The organism is Luteibacter sp. CQ10, assembly GCF_040900725.1.
Lineage (GTDB): Bacteria > Pseudomonadota > Gammaproteobacteria > Xanthomonadales > Rhodanobacteraceae > Luteibacter.
On record NZ_JAEUYM010000004.1, the window covers coordinates 279159 to 295573 of the forward strand.

The following is a 16415-nucleotide window of genomic DNA, read 5'->3' on the forward strand; positions in this document are numbered from 1 at the left end:
TCTTAGCTCAGCTTCCGACCTGTGGGGTGGCCGTGTTTTCCGTGGGCCACCGAATGGCGAATCCGTTGGTGTAACGCAGGTCGGCGTAGGCGAAACCGCCACGATGACCCGCGACGAGTTGTGGGTAGACGTCGAGGAAGCGGGACAGGCGACGATCGGCCTGGTCGCGGTCGCCGATCACGATCTCCGCGCCGCTGTCGGTAATCGCGCTCCAGCTGCCGCGCTCGGAAAGCGTCACGCCCACCACCGACATCTGCGCCCTGCCCTCGAACGATTTGCGCGCCTGCGCGTAGAAGCTCACCACCTCGGCCAATCGCGAGTCCGGTCCCGACAGCCGCGGCAGGTCGCCCATCTGGTCGGCGCCCGGTGCGTCGAACACCTGGCCCTGGCGGCTGATCAGGCGGTCGCCGTTCCAGCGCGCGAAGGGCTGGCGCTCGTAGATGCGCACCAGCAGCGTGTCGGGCCAGCGCTTGCGCACTTCCACCGACTCCACCCACGGCAGCGCACCGATGGCACGGCGCACGTCTTCCAGGTCGGTGGCGAAGAAGCCCTTGCCCAGGCGCGGCAGCACGGCGCTGCGGATCTGTTCGGCGCTGACGTGCGCGAACTCCGCTTCGACCTTGAGCTGCGTCACCGGCCAGCGCCCGGCGGCGAACCAGCCTTGCATCACGCCGACCACGGGCAACACCACCAACGTGATGGCGATGCCCCAGGCGACGATCCGCGTGGCGGCGGCTCCCTTCATGCCTTCGCGCCCTCCCGTTCCATGGAGGTTTCCAGTACGCGCCAGCACAGGCCTTCGTAATCCAGGCCCGCGACGGCGGCGGCTTTCGGCACGAGCGAATGCGAGGTCATGCCCGGCGCGGTATTCACTTCGAGCAGCCAGTTCTTCCCGTGCCGGTCGCGCATGATATCGACGCGCCCCCAGCCGAAACAGTCCAGCGCGTCGAACGCGCGCAGCGCGAGCGCACGCATGTCGTCTTCGGCGGCGCCGGAAAGACCCGGGCAGATGTACTGCGTGTCGTCGGCGATGTACTTGGCGTTGTAGTCGTAGTACGCGCTCGCCGGAACGATCTTGATCGTGGGCAGCACCTCGCGGCCGAGGATGCCGACGGTGAATTCACCGCCCTCGGCCGCGTCGCCTTCGATCAGGGTTTCCATCAGCAGGTCGCCGGGGTAGCGACGTGCCAGCTCAACGGCGGCGTCGAGATCGGATTCCTGGAAGACGCGCGTGATGCCGACGCTGGAGCCCTCCCAGGCCGGCTTCACGATCAGCGGAAAACCGATCTCGCGCGCCGCGGCATGCACGTCGGCACCGCGCGGCAGCGCCTTGAACTTCGGCGTGGGCAGGCCGAGCGACAGCCATACGAGCTTCGCCCGTACCTTATCGAGCGACAGCGCGGAGCCGAGCACGCCGGAGCCGGTGTAGGGAATGCCCAGCGATTGCAGGGCGCCCTGGAGTTCGCCGTTCTCGCCGCCCGCGCCGTGCAGGATGTTGAACACGCGCGCGAAGTGGCCCGCGCGCACCGCGTCGAGCAGCGCGGGAATGCCGTCGATCGCGTGCGCGTCGACGCCGCGGGCGCGCAGGGCGGTGAGCACGCCCTGCCCGGAGTTGAGCGACACCTCGCGCTCGGCCGAATTGCCGCCCATGACCACGGCCACGCGGCCGAAGTCGGCGGCATCGTTGACCAGGCGCGGGAAACGGGTGGTGCTCATGGAGTGCGGGTCCTCAGGTTACCGGTGTTGCCGAGCTCGACGGCCGCGGCGCCGATGTCGCCGGCGCCCAGCAGCAGGATCAGGTCGCCGTCGCGCGCCAGTGCGGACAGCGTGTCGCGCAGGTCGCGCGGGTGGTCGACCAGCACGGGATCGGTCTTGCCGCGCGCACGGATGGCGCGGGCCAGCGCCTTGCCGTCGGCGCCGGCGATCGGCGATTCGCCGGCCGGGTACACCTCGGTGAGCACCAGCACGTCGACCTCGGCCAGCACGTTGGCGAAGTCGTCGAGCAGGTCCCGCGTGCGGCTGTAGCGGTGCGGCTGGAAGGCCACCACCAGGCGGCGTTCCGGCCAACCACCACGCGCGGCGGCGAACACCGCGGCGAGTTCGCGGGGATGGTGGCCGTAATCGTCCACCAGCAGTGCGTGGCCGCTGTCGAGGGCGATCTCGCCACGGCGATGGAAGCGACGGCCGACGCCTTCGAAGTGCGCCAGCGCGTGCGCGATGGCCTGCGGTTCGACGCCGAGCTGCCAGCCGACCGCCGCCGCGGCGAGCGCGTTCTGCACGTTGTGCCGGCCCGGCAGATTGAGCGTGACCGGCAACGCCCCCGCATGACCCGGCAGGCGGATGTCGAAATGCATCTGGAAACCGACCTGGCGCACGTTGGCCGCGACGACGTCGGCCTTCGGGTTGTCGATGCCGTAGGTGATCATGCGGCGCGAGGTGTCTTCGGCGAGCTTCGCGGTTTCCTCGTCGTCGATGCACAGCACGGCCATGCCGTAGAACGGCAGGCGATGCAGGAAATCGCCGAAGGCCTTCTTCACCTGGGCGAAGTCGTTGTTGTAGTTCTCGAGGTGGTCGGCGTCGATGTTGGTGACCACCGCGATCACCGGCGAGAGCATGAGGAACGAGCCGTCGGATTCGTCGGCTTCCGCCACGATGTACTGGCCGGTGCCCAGCCGGGCGTTGGCGCCGGCCGCGTTGAGCTGGCCGCCGATGACGAAGGTGGGATCGTAGTCGGCCTCGGCCAGCACGCTGGCCACGAGGCTGGTGGTGGTGGTCTTGCCGTGCGTGCCCGCGATGGCGATGCCGCGACGGAAGCGCATCAGCTCGCCGAGCATCTCCGCGCGCGGCACGGTCGGAATGCGCTGCGCACGGGCGGCGAGCAGCTCGGGATTGTCCTGGCGGATGGCGCTGGAGGTCACCACCACGTCGGCGCCGTCGATGTTCGAAGCATCGTGGCCGATGCGCACGTCGACGCCGAGACCGGCGAGGCGTTCGGTGGTGGGGGACGGCGCGCGGTCGGAACCCGACACCTCGTAGCCGAGATTGCTCAGCACCTCGGCGATGCCGCTCATGCCGACGCCGCCCACGCCGATGAAATGGACGCGGCGGAACGAGGTCATGAAATCGTCGTGGGCGCGCAAACGACCGGGCGTCATGCGGATACCTCCATGCAGTGACGGGCAATCGTGGATGCGGCGTCGGGTTTGGCCAGCGTGCGGGACGCGTTGGCGGCGGCGAGGATCCGCGCGCGATCGCCCAACAGGTCGTCGAGCAGTTTCGCGAGCAGATCCGGCGAATCGTTGGCGGCCAGGGCGGCGTCGGTCAGGATGCGGGCGGCGCCCACGTCGACCATCGCGCGCGCGTTGACCGTCTGGTGGTCGTCGACGGCGTGGGGGAACGGCACCAGCACGGCGTCCTGGCCGGCGGCGCAGAGTTCGGCCACGGTGAGTGCGCCCGCCCGGCACAGCACGAGGTCGGCCCATTCGTAGGCGCCGGCCATGTCGTCGATGAAGGCGACGATGTTCGCCGCGCTACCGGCGGCGGTGTAGCCGTCGAGCGTGTCCTGCAGGTGGCGCTCGCCGGTCTGGTGAACCACGTCGGGCACCGTGGCCCCCATGGCCTCCATGCGCGCGAGTGCTTTTGGCACCACCGTGTTGAGCGTGCGCGCGCCGAGGCTGCCGCCGAGCACGAGCAGGCGCGGACGGCCGACATGGCCGGCAAGGCGCTGTGTCGGCGGGGGCAGCGCGGCGATGCGCGCACGCACCGGATTGCCGACCCACTCGCCGTTCGGCAGGACGTTGGGAAAACCGGTGAGCACGCGCTTGGCGAATGCGGCGAGCTTGCGGTTGGTGAAACCGGCCACGGCGTTCTGCTCGTGCACCACCAGCGGGATACCCGCCAGCTTCGCGGCGACGCCGGCCGGTCCGGCGACGTAGCCGCCCATGGACAGCACGCAGCGCGGCTTCACCTTGCGCAGCACCGCCAGCGAGGCGAACAGCGCGCGAACGAGCATCAGCGGCGCGAGCAGGCGGGTCTTCAGGCCCTTTCCGCGCAGGCCGCCGACGGCGACGGTGTGCAGGTCGAGGCCGTGCGCCGGCACCACGCGGGTCTCCATGCCGCCCTCGGCGCCCAGCCAGGCGACCGGGATGCCGCGCGAACGCAGTTCGTCGGCGACGGCGAGGCCCGGATAGATGTGGCCGCCCGTGCCGCCGGCCATGATCAGCACCGGGCCGCTCATGCGACACCGCCGATCGGCGACGAGGTCGGCACCGCCGCGGCCGGCTGGCGCACGGCGGACTGGCGGGCGTCTTCGGCGCGATTGATCTCGAAGGTGGCGCGCAACAGCACGCCGACCATCGCGCAGGTCATCAGCACCGACGAACCGCCCGAGCTGATGAGCGGAAGGGTAAGGCCCTTGGTGGGCAGCACGCCGAGGTTCACGCCGATGGACACCATGGCCTGGAAGCCCAGCATCAGCGAAATGCCGTAAGCGACGTAGCCGGAGAAACGCTGGCCGAGCTCCACGCCCTTCAGGCCGATGTAAAGGCCACGGCCGACGAGCACGATGTAGAGGCCGATCACCACCACGATGCCCGCCAGGCCCAGCTCTTCGGCGAGCACGGCGAGGATGAAGTCGGTATGCGCCTCGGGCAGGTAAAACAGCTTCTGCACGCTCGAGCCCAGACCGACGCCGGTCCATTCGCCACGGCCCACGGCGATGAGCGCCTGGGTAAGCTGGAAGCCGTCGTTGAACGGATCTTTCCACGGGTCGAGGAAGGACGTAAGACGCTTGATTCGGTAATCCTCGGCCGTGGCCGCGTAGATCAGCAGCGGTACCAGCGGGGTGCCGAGCACCAGCAGGTTGCGCATGCGTGCGCCGGCCAGCCAGACCATGCCCACCGTGGTGGCCACCACCAGGGCGGCCGAACCGAAGTCGGGCTGGGCCAGGAGCAGCAGCACGATGAAGCCGGCCACGCCGATCGGCTTGACCACACCGAACAGGTCGTATTCCACGGCCTCGCGGTGGCGCACGAGGTAGCTCGACAGGTAGGCGACGAGGATGAGCTTCATCGCCTCGACGGGCTGGAAGCTCGTGATGAAGAGGTTGATCCAGCGGCGCGCGCCGTTGATGCGCATGCCGAAGCCGGGCACGAACACCAGCAGCAGGCCGCAGACGCCGAGCAGCAACAGCAGCGTGCTGTGCTTTTCGATGACCTTCAGTTCGGTGCGCATGGCGACGCCGGCCAGGATGCATCCGCCCACGAGGAAGCCGATGTGCTTCTTCAGGAAGTAGAACGCACCCACGTGCGAGCCGTCGGCCACGGCGATGGAGCTGGAGGTGACCATCACCACGCCCATCGCGGCCAGGGAGAGCGCGGCGAGCAGCAACGGGATGTCGAAGCTTCCCCGCGGGCCCTGGCGGCGCTGTGCCTGTTTGTTGCCGAAGCCGAACATGATCGCTTAGCGCACCTTCAACGTGGCGAGACCGATGAGCACCAGCACGACGCTGATGATCCAGAAACGGACGATGACCCTCGGTTCGGGCCATCCCTTCAATTCGAAGTGGTGGTGGATCGGCGCCATGCGGAAGATCCGCTTGCCGCGCAGCTTGAAGCTGCCGACCTGGAGCATCACCGAGGCGGTTTCCATCACGAACACGCCGCCCATCACCAGCAGCACGATTTCCTGGCGCACGATGAGGGCCACGCAACCCAGCGCGGCGCCGATGGCGAGCGCGCCGACGTCGCCCATGAACACCTGGGCCGGATACGTGTTGAACCACAGGAAGCCGAGGCCGGCACCGGCCAGCGCGCTGCAGAACACCGCCAGCTCGCCCGCGCCCGGGATCGACGGGATGCCGAGGTATTCGGAGAACAGCTTGTTGCCAGCGAGGTAGGCGAAGACGCCGAGCGCGCCGGACACCAGCACGCTCGGCATGATCGCGAGGCCGTCGAGGCCGTCGGTGAGGTTCACCGCGTTGGAGAAGCCCACGATGATGAAATAGCCGATCACCACGAACAGCGCGCCGAGCGGCAGCGCCACCTGCTTGAACAACGGCACGTAGAGCGCGGTTTCGGCCGGCAGCTGCGCGGTGTGGTACAGGAAGACGGCGGCGGCGAGGCCGAACACCGACTGCCAGAAGTATTTCCAGCGGCTGGCGAGGCCGCGGCTGTCCTTCAGCACGAGCTTGCGGTAGTCGTCGTAGAAGCCGATGACGCCGAACAGCACGGTAACCAACAGCACCGTCCACACGTAGCGGTTGCCGAGATCGGCCCACAGCAGCGTGGAGATGCCGATGGCGAAGAGGATCAGCAGGCCGCCCATGGTCGGCGTGCCGGCCTTGGACAGGTGCGTCTGCGGACCGTCGCTGCGCACCACCTGGCCGGCTTTCAGCGCGGCCAGCTTGCGGATGAGCGCGGGGCCCAGCAGCAGCGACACGGACAGCGCGGTGAGCGCCGCCATGATCGCGCGGAAGGTGATGTACTGGAACAGATGCAGCGACGTGAAGTGCCGAGCCATCCATTCCGCCAGTTCAAGCAGCATGGGATGCTCCTTCAGCGTACTTCTTCATGGCCGCGGCGACCCGGTCCATGCCGGAGGAGCGCGACCCCTTCACGAGGACGGTAACGCCCGCGTGGATCTGCTTGCAGGCAGCCTCCACGAGGTCCTCCTGCGATGGGAAATGCATACCGCCCTGGCCGAAGGCCTGCGCGGCGGCGGCACTCTTCAAGCCCACGGCGAAGAGGCGCTGCACCCCACGCTCATGCGCCCATGCACCGATGCTCGCGTGCATGTTCACCGCGTCGGGGCCGAGTTCGGCCATGTCGCCGAGGATCAGCCAGCGTTCGCCGTCGGCCAGCGCCAGCGTGTCGATGGCGGCGGCGGCGGATCCCGGGTTGGCGTTATAGCTGTCGTCGATCAGCGTCCAGCCACCGGGCATCGGCTCGAGGTTGAGCCGTCCGGCCACGCGCGGCACCTGCTCCAGCCCCTCGACGATCGTTTCCACCGGCACGTCGAGCGCGATGGCGATGGCGGCGGCGGCCAACGCGTTGGCCACGTTGTGACGACCCGCCAGCGGCAGGCGCACGTCGCCGTCGCCGTGCGGCGTGGAGAGCACGAAGTGCGTGCCGTCGATGCGCTCCTCGACGATGTCGGCACCGATGTCGGCGCGATGGTTCAGCGCGTAGCGCAGCACGCGGCGGGAGCCCGCCAGGCCCATGAAGAAAGGCGCGAAGCGTTCGTCGTCGGCGTTGACGATGGCCACGCCGTCGGACGGCAACGCCTGATACAGCGCGCCCTTGGTTTCGGCGACGCCTTCGATCGTGCCCATGCGTTCAAGATGCGCGGGCGCGATGGAATTGACGAGGCCGATATCGGGCCGCGCGATGGCGGCAAGGTAGGCGATGTCGCCGGGCTTGCCGGCGCCCATTTCGAGCACGGCGTACTTCGCGTCCCCGGGCATCGCCAGCAAGGTGAGCGGCATGCCCAGCTCGTTGTTGTAGTTGCCTTCGTTGACGTGCGTGCGGCCATGGCGCGACAGGATCGACGCGGTGAGCGTCTTCACCGTGGTCTTGCCGTTGGAACCGGTGATACCGATCACCCTGACGTTGCTCTGCGCACGCACCGCGCTGGCGAGGTCGCCGAGCGCGATCTGCGTGTCGTCGACGATCACCTGGGCGATCGGCGCGTCCACGGGGCGGGTGACCAGGGCACCCACGGCACCCTTCTGGGCCGCGAGCGCGACGTAATCGTGGCCGTCGACGCGTTCGCCCGGCAGGGCCACGAAGAGGTCGCCCGGCGTCAGCGTACGGGTATCGATGGAAAAGCCGGTCACCTCGGCGTCGGCGCCCTGCAGGCGGCCGCGGGTCCAGAGGGCGACGGCGGAAAGGCGCATCATGCGCGAACTCCTTTGGCACGGGGCGCCATCGCCTCGGCGGCGACGGCGAGGTCGTCGAAGGGACGCTTGCCCTCCGGACCTTCCTGATAGGTTTCATGGCCCTTGCCGGCGATCAGCACGACATCGTCGGCTTTCGCGTCGGCCAGGGCCAGGGCGATGGCCGAGGCGCGATCGCGCTCGACCATCACGGTGTCGGGGTGGGCGAAGCCGGCCACGATCTGGGCCACGATGGCATCGCCGTCTTCGGTGCGCGGATTGTCGTCGGTGACGATCACGACGTCGGCAAGGCGCTCGGCGATGCCGGCCATGATCGGGCGCTTGCCCTGGTCGCGATCGCCACCCGCGCCGAACACGCAGATCAGGCGACCCTTGGTATGCGAACGCAGCGCCAGCAGCGCCTGCTTCAGGGCATCGGGGGTGTGCGAGTAGTCGACCACCACGAGCGGCTTCTTGCCGTCGCCGCCGAGGCGGCTCATGCGGCCGTTGACCGGCTGCAGCGACTCCAGCGCGGCGTGGATGCGATCGAAGGGTTCGCCCAGCGCGCCGAGCACCGCCGCCACGGCGAGCAGATTGGCGACGTTGAAGCGACCGAGCAGCGCGCTGCGCACGGTGCGCATGCCCCACGGCGTGTTGAGGTTGAACGACAGGCCCTTGGCCGAAGTCACCACGATGTCGGCGCGGATCTCGGCATCCTTTTCGGTGGCGTCGTGCGCCATCGAGGTGCGCAGCTTCGCCACGCCTTCGGGCAAGCCCTTGGCGAGCTTCAGGCCGAAGGCGTCGTCGACGTTGATCACCGCCGCGCGCAGGCCCTCGAAGGCGAACAGCTTCGCCTTGGCCGCGCCGTAGGCTTCCATCGTGCCGTGGTAGTCGAGGTGGTCGCGGGTGAGGTTGGTGAACACCGCCACGTCGAAGGCCACCGCGTTGACGCGGCCCTGCTCCAGCGCATGCGAGGAGACTTCCATCGCCACGTGCGTGGCGCCGGCATCGCGGAATTCGGCGAACAGCGCCTGCATGCGGATGGCGTCGGGGGTGGTGCGCTCACCCTCGACGATGGCGCCGTGCAAACCCGCGCCCAACGTGCCGACGGTGGCCGGCTTGCGGCCGAGGAAGGCCAGCGCCTGCGCGATCAGCTGCACGGTGGAGGTCTTGCCGTTCGTGCCGGTGACGCCAACGATGTCCAGCGCCTTCGACGGATCACCGTAGAAGCGCGCGGCGATGGTGCCGACCTGCTCGCGCAGCCCCTTCACGGTGACCACGGGTACGCCCGCGTCGACGGCGTCGAACGGCGGCTCGGCGAGGACGGCGACGGCGCCCTGATGCACCGCTTTCGCGGCGAACTCGATGCCGTGGTTCTTGAGGCCGCGCAGCGCGACGAAGGCATGGCCGGGCGCGATCTCGCGCGAATCCAGCGCGAGGCCGGAAACGACGATATCGCCGGCACCCTGGGTGTCGGCGAACCCGTCGAGCAGCTCGGCGAGGCGAAGGGTCATGGGACCACCTCTTCCGCCGCGCTCTCGTCCGCCTGGGGCGGCGCGTTGCTGGTGCTGATCATGCCGCCCTGGCTCGGCCCGCCGGCGTACCAGCGGCCGACGTTGTCGGGCGGAATGTCGAGGAGGCGGACCGCGCCCTGCATCACCTGGGCGAAGGCCGGGCCGGCGACCGAACCGCCATAGTAATGGCCGCCCTTGGGATCGTTGATCACCACGACGGTGACCACGCGCGGGTTGCTGGCCGGGATCATGCCGACGAAGAGGGAGATGTAGTTGTTGGCGAAGTAGCCGCCCGCCGAGTTCTTGTGCGAGGTGCCGGTCTTGCCCGCCACGCTGTAATTGGCGACCGAAGCGAAACCGTAGCCCGTGCCGCCGGGGGCGAGCACGGTCTCGAGCATGCGAACCAGCTCGTGCGCCACCTCGGGCGTGATGATCTGGTTGGGCGGATTGTCGGCGCCCTTGATGAAGCTCGGCGCGCGGTAGGCGCCGCCGTTGGCGATGGCGGCGTAACCGGCGGCCAGCTGCATCGGCGTGACATTGAGGTTGTAACCGTAGGCCAGGCGCGATTTCTCGATCGGCTTCCAGGTGCGACCCACCGGCAGGTAACCGGAGGCTTCGCCGGGGAAGCCGCTGCCCGTGCTGTTGCCCAGGCCGAACGACTTGTACATGTCGTAGAGGAAATCGGTATCGAGCGTCATCGCGATCTTGGCCGCGCCGACGTTGGACGACTTGGTGATGACGCCCGTGGGCGTGAGCGTGCCCCAGTTGTGCGTGTCGCGCACGGGATGACCGCCCATCATCCAGCTGCCGGGCGAGGTCTCGATCAACGGCGAGGTGGGCGTGTACTTGCCGCTGGTGAGCGCCGCCGCCATGGTAAAGGCCTTCATCGTCGAACCCGGTTCCACCACGTCGGTGACGGCGCGGTTGCGGCGCTCCTGCGGCGTGCTGCCGCGCACCGCATTGGGGTTGAACGACGGCAGGTTGGCCATGCCGAGCACTTCGCCCGTGTGCACGTCCATCACCACGATGGAGCCGGAGTCGGCCTTGTTCTTTTCCAGCGCCTCTTTCAGCGAGCTGTAGGCGAGGTACTGGATGCGGCGGTCGATGGACAGCGTGAGGTCGCGGCCCGGCTGCGGCTCGCGGACCAGTTCGACGTCTTCCACCACGTGGCCCATGCGGTCACGGATCACGCGCTTGGCGCCCGGCTTGCCGGCCAGCCATTCGTCGAAGGCCAGTTCCAGGCCTTCCTGGCCGTGATCGTCGATGTTGGTGAAGCCGAGGATGTGGCTGTTCACCGCGCCCGACGGGTAGTAGCGGCGGTATTCGCGCTGCGAGGCGATGCCGGGGATCTTGAGGTCGACGATGGCCTGCGCCTCTTCCGGGCGCATCTGGCGGGCGATGTACATGAACTCCTTGTCGGCGCGCGCCTCGATCTTCTGCTTGAGGTCGTCGGCGTCGACATGCAGCGCATGGGCCAGCTCGGGAATGCGGTCGGCGTTTTCCAGCACCTCGGGCGGGTTGGCCCAGATCGAGGCGACCGGCGTGGACACCGCCAGCGGTTCGCCGTTGCGGTCGAAGATGGTGCCGCGCGACACCGCGATGGGCATCTCACGCAGGAAGCGGGCATCGCCCTGGTCCTGGTAGAACTGCTTGCGCACCACCTGCAGGTCGAACGCGCGCACGACCAGGCCGGAGGCGGCCACGCACAGCAGCGCCACCATGACGGTCATGCGCTTGCGCGGGCTCGGGCCCTGGCCGCGACGGCGGCTGGGCACTACTGCCTTGCCGTAACGGGCCTTCATCGGCGCACCAACTGGATGTCCTGCTGTTTCGGCGTGAACATGCCGAGGCGCGCCCGGGCTTCCGCATCGATGCGGCTGGGCTCGGCATAGGTGGCCTGCTCCAGCTCGAGGCGGCCATACTCGACGCCGAGATCGTCCTTCTGGCTCTGCAGGCGCGACAGCTCGACGAAGAGCACGCGGCTTTCGTGGCGCGTCCACACCACGCCGATCGCGCTGGCGATGACCGCCAGCAGCAGGATCGTCAGGCAGAGGGCGCCGAAGACCTTCATGCGAGCTTCTCCGCGATGCGCAGCACCGCCGAGCGCGACCGCGGATTCGCGGCGATCTCGGCGGCGGAGGGGAAGATCGCCTTGCCGACCGGCTTGAGGCGGGCGGGCTTCGCTTCGGTGGGCGGCGCGCGGCGGTTGCCCTGCACGCGGCCTTCGTGCGAACGGATGAACTGCTTCACCGTGCGGTCTTCCAGCGAGTGGAAGCTGATGACGGCGAGGCGGCCGCCGACGTTGAGCCGTTCCAACGCGGCCTCGAGGCCGCGCTCGATCGACTCCAGTTCGGCGTTGACGCGGATGCGCAGCGCCTGGAAGGTGCGCGTGGCCGGATTCTTGCCCGGCTCGCGGCGGCCGACGCAACGGGCCACCAGCTCGGACAACTCGCCGGTGCGCATGATCGGCGAGGTGGCGCGGCGTTCGACGATGGCGCGGGCGATGCGGCGGCTGAAGCGCTCTTCGCCGAAGGTCCACAGCACGTCGGCGATCTCGGCTTCGTCGGCCTGGGCGAGAAAATCGGCGGCACTGATGCCGCGGGTGGGGTCCATGCGCATGTCCAGCGGCGCATCGGCCATGAAGCTGAAGCCGCGGCTGGCGTCGTCGAGCTGCGGCGAGGAAACGCCGAGGTCGAGCAGGATGCCGTCGAGGCCGCCCTCGAGCGCGGCCCATTCGCCCATGGTGGCGAAATTGTCGTGGCGCAGGCTGACGCGCGGATCGGTGGCGAGACCGGCTTCGGCCACGGCGATGGCCGTGGGATCGCGATCCATGAGGAACAGGCGGCCGTCGGCGGAGAGACGGGAAAGGATGGCCCGGGCGTGACCGCCGCGGCCGAATGTCCCATCCAGATAGCGCCCGTTCTCGCGCAAGGCGAGGCCCTCCACCACTTCGTCGAGCATCACCGGGATGTGCACTTCGCGCCCCGCCATCGCCACATCCCGCTCCCGTACTTCAGTCAAATGATCAGTTCGTCGTCACAACCGCAGCTCCGCCATGTCGTCGCTTATCTCGTCCTCGCCGATGGTCTGGCGGATCTTCGCGAGGTGGGCCTGTTCGCTCCAGAGTTCGAACTTGTTGCCCATGCCGAGCAACACGGCCTTTTTTTCTATGCCAGCGGCGGCCCGTTGGCTGGCCGGCAGGAGCACGCGTGCCGCACCGTCGGGCTCGACGATGGCGGCGGCGCCCACCAGCTTCATCTGCAGCGCGCGATGCACGGCCTTGACGCTGGGGAGCGCGTTGACCTGGTCGCGGACCTGTTCCCACTCCGCGTACGGAAAGATCCACAGACAGCCCGTCTCGAAGGGGTTGTAGGCGATCACCAGCCGGTTCGCGCAGGCGTCGGCCACCAGATCCCGATACGAGGTCGGAATCGTCAGACGACCCTTGTCGTCGACCGTGATGGCGGTTTCGCCTTGGAACATGACTGGCTGGTTACCCCACTAAATCCCACGATTTCACACCGGAGCCCACGATAGTCTCGCCCCTTGAGACTGTCAAGGAAATTTTTCTTGTGAATCAAGGAGAAAGGCGCGGTTCATCACCAATTCCAGCCATTTATGAGGAACCGGCGGAAGGTGGTTGAATCGTTGGGGTTTTTTACGACGAGGGCTGACACATAGGGCTGCGCCCGGAGACGAAATTCGGGCCTTGACTGAATGGGGGTTTAGGTAAAACGCGGGCGGAGCGTCGTGGAAGACGCTCCGCCCGTGCCGGAAGAAAAAGGAGTCGGCCTGTAAGCCGGGTTCTGTGCGTCTTGCGACGTGACAGTCATTCTTCTCGGCCTGGCGTCGCCGCCAGGCTCCAGCAACCTACCCGGGAACGACGCGGGCCGCGTCATGGTTCCCTTATTTGGTCTTGCTCCGGGTGGGGTTTACCGTGCCGTGCGACGTTAGCCCCGCACGCGGTGCGCTCTTACCGCACCCTTTCACCCTTACCTGATCCCCTCGCGGGGCCATCGGCGGTCTGCTCTCTGTTGCACTGGCCGTCAGCTCACGCTGCCCAGGCGTTACCTGGCACCCTGCCCTGTGGAGCCCGGACTTTCCTCGACGCGCACGAGGCGCGACGCGACTGTCCGGCCGACTCCATCGCGGAGTATAGGGCATAGAATGCCCGGTCGCCCCCACCGGAACCCACGATGTCCACAGCCCGCCACGGCATCCTGCACGTCGTCGCCACGCCCATCGGCAATCGCGACGACATCGGCGCGCGCGCCATCGAGACGCTGCGCAGGGTCGCGGTGATCGCCGCCGAGGACACCCGGCACACGCGCCCCCTGCTGCAGCACCTGGGCATCGACACGCCGCTGGTGGCGCTGCACGACCACAACGAACGCACCGCCGTCGACGGCCTCGTCGAGCGCATGCGCGGGGGCGTCGACGTGGCCCTGGTCTCCGACGCCGGCACGCCGCTGATCAGCGACCCGGGCTTCCGCCTCGTCCGCGCGGCGCGCATGGCCGGATTGAAGGTAAGCCCCGTGCCGGGACCCAGCGCCGTGGTGGCCGCGCTGTCCGTGGCCGGATTGCCGAGCGACCGGTTCGTGTTCGAGGGCTTCCTCGCCGCGAAGGCCGGCGCCCGCCGCTCGCGATTGGCCGAACTGGCCGGTGAATCGCGCACGCTCATCTTCTACGAGTCGTCGCACCGCATCGTCGAAAGCCTGGAAGACATGCGCGAGGCGTTCGGCGCAGACCGGGAAGCCGTGGTAGCCCGCGAGCTCACCAAGCTCTTCGAAACGGTACTCGGTGCACCGCTGGCCGGGCTGGTCGAGCAGGTGAAGGCCGATCCCAACCAGCAGAAGGGCGAATTCGTGGTGATGGTGGCCGGCCGCGAGACGGGCGAGGACGAACGCATCGCCGAAGGGCTTCGCGTGTTCGGCATCCTGAAAGAGGAACTGCCGCCGGCGAAGGCGGCGAAGCTGGCGGCGGCGATCACGGGGGCGCCGCGGAAGGCGCTTTACGGGGCCTGAGGCGAGCACCCTTCGCCGATGCGATCGGCTCCCACCCCTTCGGTAGCAGGCGTGGTAGCCGATCGCATCGGCGAATCGGTATGACCGGCACATCACACCGGCCATTCAGATCGATCAGCTATGATCCGGGCGTTTGACGGCGTCCAACCAAGGAAAAACGCGATGCGAGCGATGCGTGCCACCACCCTCGGCTTCCTCCTGACCGCCGGCCTCGCCGGTTGCGTAACGCCGGGCGGCACCACCCAACCGCATGGCGCCGCGCCGTCGGGCGAGGCGACGCAGGCGGCGCAGGCCCTCTACACCAAGGGCCAGTTCGACCAGGCCGCGCAGGCCTATCTCGCCCTCGCCGAACAGGACGGCGCGCACCGCGATTACTTCAAGCTCCTCGCCGCCGAGGCCTATCGCCAGGAAGGTGCGCTCGACCGGGCCGCGCCGGTGGTGGCCGACATCCGCCGCTCCCGCCTGGAAGGCGAGGACGCCCTGCGCTTCGACGCCCTGCGCGCCGAGATCGCGCTGAAGAAGAACGACCCCGCTACCGCCCTCTCGCTCACCGGCAAGCCGTCGTCGCGTGTCTCGGCGCAGATCGCCCAGCGGCTGGCCGAATTGCGCGCCCGCGCGCAGGCGGCCTCGGGCGATCCGTGGAGCGCCGCGCAGACCCGCGTGGAGATGGACGGACAGCTGCACGGCATCGACCGCGAGGAAAACCGCCGCGAGATCCTCACCCTGCTTACCGGCCTCGGCGCGCAGCCGCTGGCCGAACGGCTGGCGCCGATGGCCGCCGAGGATCCGATGCGGCCCTGGGTGGTGGAAGCGCAGAGCCGTCTCGGCAGCGCCACCCGCAGCCCGGCCGTACTCGACCAGGCGGTGGGTACGGTCACGGGCGACAAGAACGTGCGCGAAGGCTACAAGGTGCCGAACAAGGTGGCGCTCCTGCTGCCGCTGAGCGGCCCTCTGGCCGGCGCGGGGGCCGCGATCCGCGACGGCTTCTTCACCAACTACGTCGACTCGGCGCACGCCAACGCACCGCGGCCGCAGGTAGTGGTGTACGACTCGGGCAACGACGCGGCGCACGCCGTGTCCGCCTACGACAAGGCCGTGGCCGACGGTGCGAACTTCGTCGTCGGCCCGCTCAACCGCGAGGGCGTGTCGGCGATCTTCGCCAAGGGCGCGCTGCCCGCCCCGATGCTCACCCTGAACTATCCCAGCGACAACAAGAACCTGCCGCCGTCCGGCGCCAGCGAGTTCGGCCTGCTGCCGGAAACCGAGGGCGCCCAGGTCGCCGACCACATGGCCGATCGCGGCCTGCACAAGGCGGTGGTGATCGTCTCCACCGACGATTTCGCACGCCGCGCCGGCAACGCCTTCAAGGCCGAATGGCAGGCCCGCGGCGGCACGCTGGTGAGCCAGGTCACGCTGGATGCGGCAAGCATCGATTTCGCCTCGCAGCTCTCCGGCATCAACGTCGGCGAAAGCCCCGAGGAGCAGGCCGATGCCGGCGTGTTCATCAGCATGAAGCCGCAGCAGGCCCGCCTGCTGCTGCCCCAGCTGCGCCTGGCGAAAAACACCCTTCCGGTGTTCGCCACCTCGCACGTATACGCGGGCAACGACGATCCCTCGTCGGATCGCGACCTCGAAGGCGTGGAGTTCTGCGATGCGCCCTGGCTGTTCGACGCGCAACCGGGCCTGGCCCGTCGCGGTGACCTGGCCAATGCCATCCCGGCCACGCGCGGCGTGGCCGCCCGCCTGTTCGCGTTCGGCATGGACGCCTGGGGCCTGGTGCCCTACGTCGACTGGATGCGGGGCCATCCCGGCAGCTACCTGCCCGGCGCCACTGGCCAGCTGGTGGCCGACGAATTCGGACGGGTGCGTCGCGTACTCATCTGGGCGCGCTTCACCGACGGCGTGGCCCGTCCGGTCGCCGGTAGCCTCGAACTCGAAGCGCCGGCCACGGCCCCCGACGTCGAGAACGGCGGCGGCTGATCCCCTCCCTACCCCGGCGCGGAA

General features: G+C 68.7%; 14 protein-coding genes and 1 other RNA gene. 2 read left to right on the plus strand and 13 right to left on the minus strand.

What is annotated here, in order from left to right:
- Positions 1-7: 7 nt before the first annotated feature.
- The 13 genes from JNG39_RS17120 to rnpB all read right to left on the minus strand — a co-directional run bounded on the left by JNG39_RS17120 (position 8) and on the right by rnpB (position 13532).
- Positions 8-745 carry a cell division protein FtsQ/DivIB gene (locus JNG39_RS17120; protein WP_144915655.1) on the minus strand — a complete coding sequence of 246 codons (738 nt, stop codon included), beginning with the start codon at positions 743-745 and terminating at the stop codon, positions 8-10.
- Positions 742-1716: a D-alanine--D-alanine ligase gene (locus JNG39_RS17125; RefSeq protein ID WP_368313141.1), complete on the minus strand. Its 975-nt coding sequence runs from the start codon at positions 1714-1716 to the stop codon at positions 742-744. Before JNG39_RS17125 ends, JNG39_RS17120 begins: the two co-directional genes overlap by 4 nt.
- Positions 1713-3155: a UDP-N-acetylmuramate--L-alanine ligase gene (murC, locus tag JNG39_RS17130; protein WP_368313143.1), complete on the minus strand. Its 1443-nt coding sequence runs from the start codon at positions 3153-3155 to the stop codon at positions 1713-1715. Before murC ends, JNG39_RS17125 begins: the two co-directional genes overlap by 4 nt.
- The gene (gene murG, locus JNG39_RS17135; RefSeq protein ID WP_368313145.1) at positions 3152-4237 is read right to left on the minus strand and encodes an undecaprenyldiphospho-muramoylpentapeptide beta-N-acetylglucosaminyltransferase; all 1086 of its coding nucleotides are present in this window, start codon (positions 4235-4237) and stop codon (positions 3152-3154) included. Before murG ends, murC begins: the two co-directional genes overlap by 4 nt.
- Complete coding sequence (gene ftsW / locus JNG39_RS17140; protein ID WP_368313146.1) at positions 4234-5454, minus strand: putative lipid II flippase FtsW; 1221 nt, start codon at positions 5452-5454, stop codon at positions 4234-4236. Before ftsW ends, murG begins: the two co-directional genes overlap by 4 nt.
- 6 nt (positions 5455-5460) lie before the next feature.
- Positions 5461-6543: a phospho-N-acetylmuramoyl-pentapeptide-transferase gene (mraY, locus tag JNG39_RS17145; protein ID WP_247370358.1), complete on the minus strand. Its 1083-nt coding sequence runs from the start codon at positions 6541-6543 to the stop codon at positions 5461-5463.
- Complete coding sequence (gene murF, locus JNG39_RS17150; protein ID WP_368313148.1) at positions 6533-7897, minus strand: UDP-N-acetylmuramoyl-tripeptide--D-alanyl-D-alanine ligase; 1365 nt, start codon at positions 7895-7897, stop codon at positions 6533-6535. The genes mraY and murF overlap by 11 nt, the downstream gene beginning before the upstream one ends.
- Positions 7894-9387: a UDP-N-acetylmuramoyl-L-alanyl-D-glutamate--2,6-diaminopimelate ligase gene (locus tag JNG39_RS17155; RefSeq protein WP_368313150.1), complete on the minus strand. Its 1494-nt coding sequence runs from the start codon at positions 9385-9387 to the stop codon at positions 7894-7896. Before JNG39_RS17155 ends, murF begins: the two co-directional genes overlap by 4 nt.
- Entirely contained in the window at positions 9384-11189 is a 1806-nt protein-coding gene (locus JNG39_RS17160) for a peptidoglycan D,D-transpeptidase FtsI family protein (RefSeq protein ID WP_368313152.1), read from the minus strand. The genes JNG39_RS17155 and JNG39_RS17160 overlap by 4 nt, the downstream gene beginning before the upstream one ends.
- Positions 11186-11458, minus strand: a complete 273-nt coding sequence (ftsL, locus tag JNG39_RS17165) for a cell division protein FtsL (protein ID WP_368313154.1) — start codon at positions 11456-11458, stop codon at positions 11186-11188. Before ftsL ends, JNG39_RS17160 begins: the two co-directional genes overlap by 4 nt.
- On the minus strand, positions 11455-12378 hold the full coding sequence (gene rsmH / locus JNG39_RS17170) for a 16S rRNA (cytosine(1402)-N(4))-methyltransferase RsmH (RefSeq protein WP_368313155.1): 924 nt from the start codon (positions 12376-12378) through the stop codon (positions 11455-11457). Before rsmH ends, ftsL begins: the two co-directional genes overlap by 4 nt.
- Before the next feature lie 45 nt (positions 12379-12423).
- A complete protein-coding gene (gene mraZ / locus JNG39_RS17175; protein ID WP_247370374.1) occupies positions 12424-12870 on the minus strand; it encodes a division/cell wall cluster transcriptional repressor MraZ in 447 nt (148 codons plus the stop codon).
- 296 nt (positions 12871-13166) lie between these two features.
- Positions 13167-13532: RNase P RNA component class A (rnpB, locus tag JNG39_RS17180), an RNA gene on the minus strand.
- A gap of 51 nt (positions 13533-13583) precedes the next feature.
- Here rnpB and rsmI point away from each other — a divergent pair.
- Entirely contained in the window at positions 13584-14411 is an 828-nt protein-coding gene (gene rsmI / locus JNG39_RS17185; RefSeq protein ID WP_368313157.1) for a 16S rRNA (cytidine(1402)-2'-O)-methyltransferase, read from the plus strand.
- A gap of 162 nt (positions 14412-14573) precedes the next feature.
- Positions 14574-16391, plus strand: a complete 1818-nt coding sequence (locus JNG39_RS17190) for a penicillin-binding protein activator (protein WP_368313158.1) — start codon at positions 14574-14576, stop codon at positions 16389-16391.
- Positions 16392-16415 lie beyond the last annotated feature (24 nt).

Coding starts and splice junctions, on each gene's coding strand:
- JNG39_RS17120 (WP_144915655.1), bottom strand. CDS start 745: ATGAAGGGAGCCGCCGCCACGCGGATCGTCGCCTGGGGCATCGCCATC.
- JNG39_RS17125 (WP_368313141.1), bottom strand. CDS start 1,716: ATGAGCACCACCCGTTTCCCGCGCCTGGTCAACGATGCCGCCGACTTC.
- murC (WP_368313143.1), bottom strand. CDS start 3,155: ATGACGCCCGGTCGTTTGCGCGCCCACGACGATTTCATGACCTCGTTC.
- murG (WP_368313145.1), bottom strand. CDS start 4,237: ATGAGCGGCCCGGTGCTGATCATGGCCGGCGGCACGGGCGGCCACATC.
- ftsW (WP_368313146.1), bottom strand. CDS start 5,454: ATGTTCGGCTTCGGCAACAAACAGGCACAGCGCCGCCAGGGCCCGCGG.
- mraY (WP_247370358.1), bottom strand. CDS start 6,543: ATGCTGCTTGAACTGGCGGAATGGATGGCTCGGCACTTCACGTCGCTG.
- murF (WP_368313148.1), bottom strand. CDS start 7,897: ATGATGCGCCTTTCCGCCGTCGCCCTCTGGACCCGCGGCCGCCTGCAG.
- JNG39_RS17155 (WP_368313150.1), bottom strand. CDS start 9,387: ATGACCCTTCGCCTCGCCGAGCTGCTCGACGGGTTCGCCGACACCCAG.
- JNG39_RS17160 (WP_368313152.1), bottom strand. CDS start 11,189: ATGAAGGCCCGTTACGGCAAGGCAGTAGTGCCCAGCCGCCGTCGCGGC.
- ftsL (WP_368313154.1), bottom strand. CDS start 11,458: ATGAAGGTCTTCGGCGCCCTCTGCCTGACGATCCTGCTGCTGGCGGTC.
- rsmH (WP_368313155.1), bottom strand. CDS start 12,378: ATGGCGGGGCGCGAAGTGCACATCCCGGTGATGCTCGACGAAGTGGTG.
- mraZ (WP_247370374.1), bottom strand. CDS start 12,870: ATGTTCCAAGGCGAAACCGCCATCACGGTCGACGACAAGGGTCGTCTG.
- rsmI (WP_368313157.1), top strand. CDS start 13,584: ATGTCCACAGCCCGCCACGGCATCCTGCACGTCGTCGCCACGCCCATC.
- JNG39_RS17190 (WP_368313158.1), top strand. CDS start 14,574: ATGCGAGCGATGCGTGCCACCACCCTCGGCTTCCTCCTGACCGCCGGC.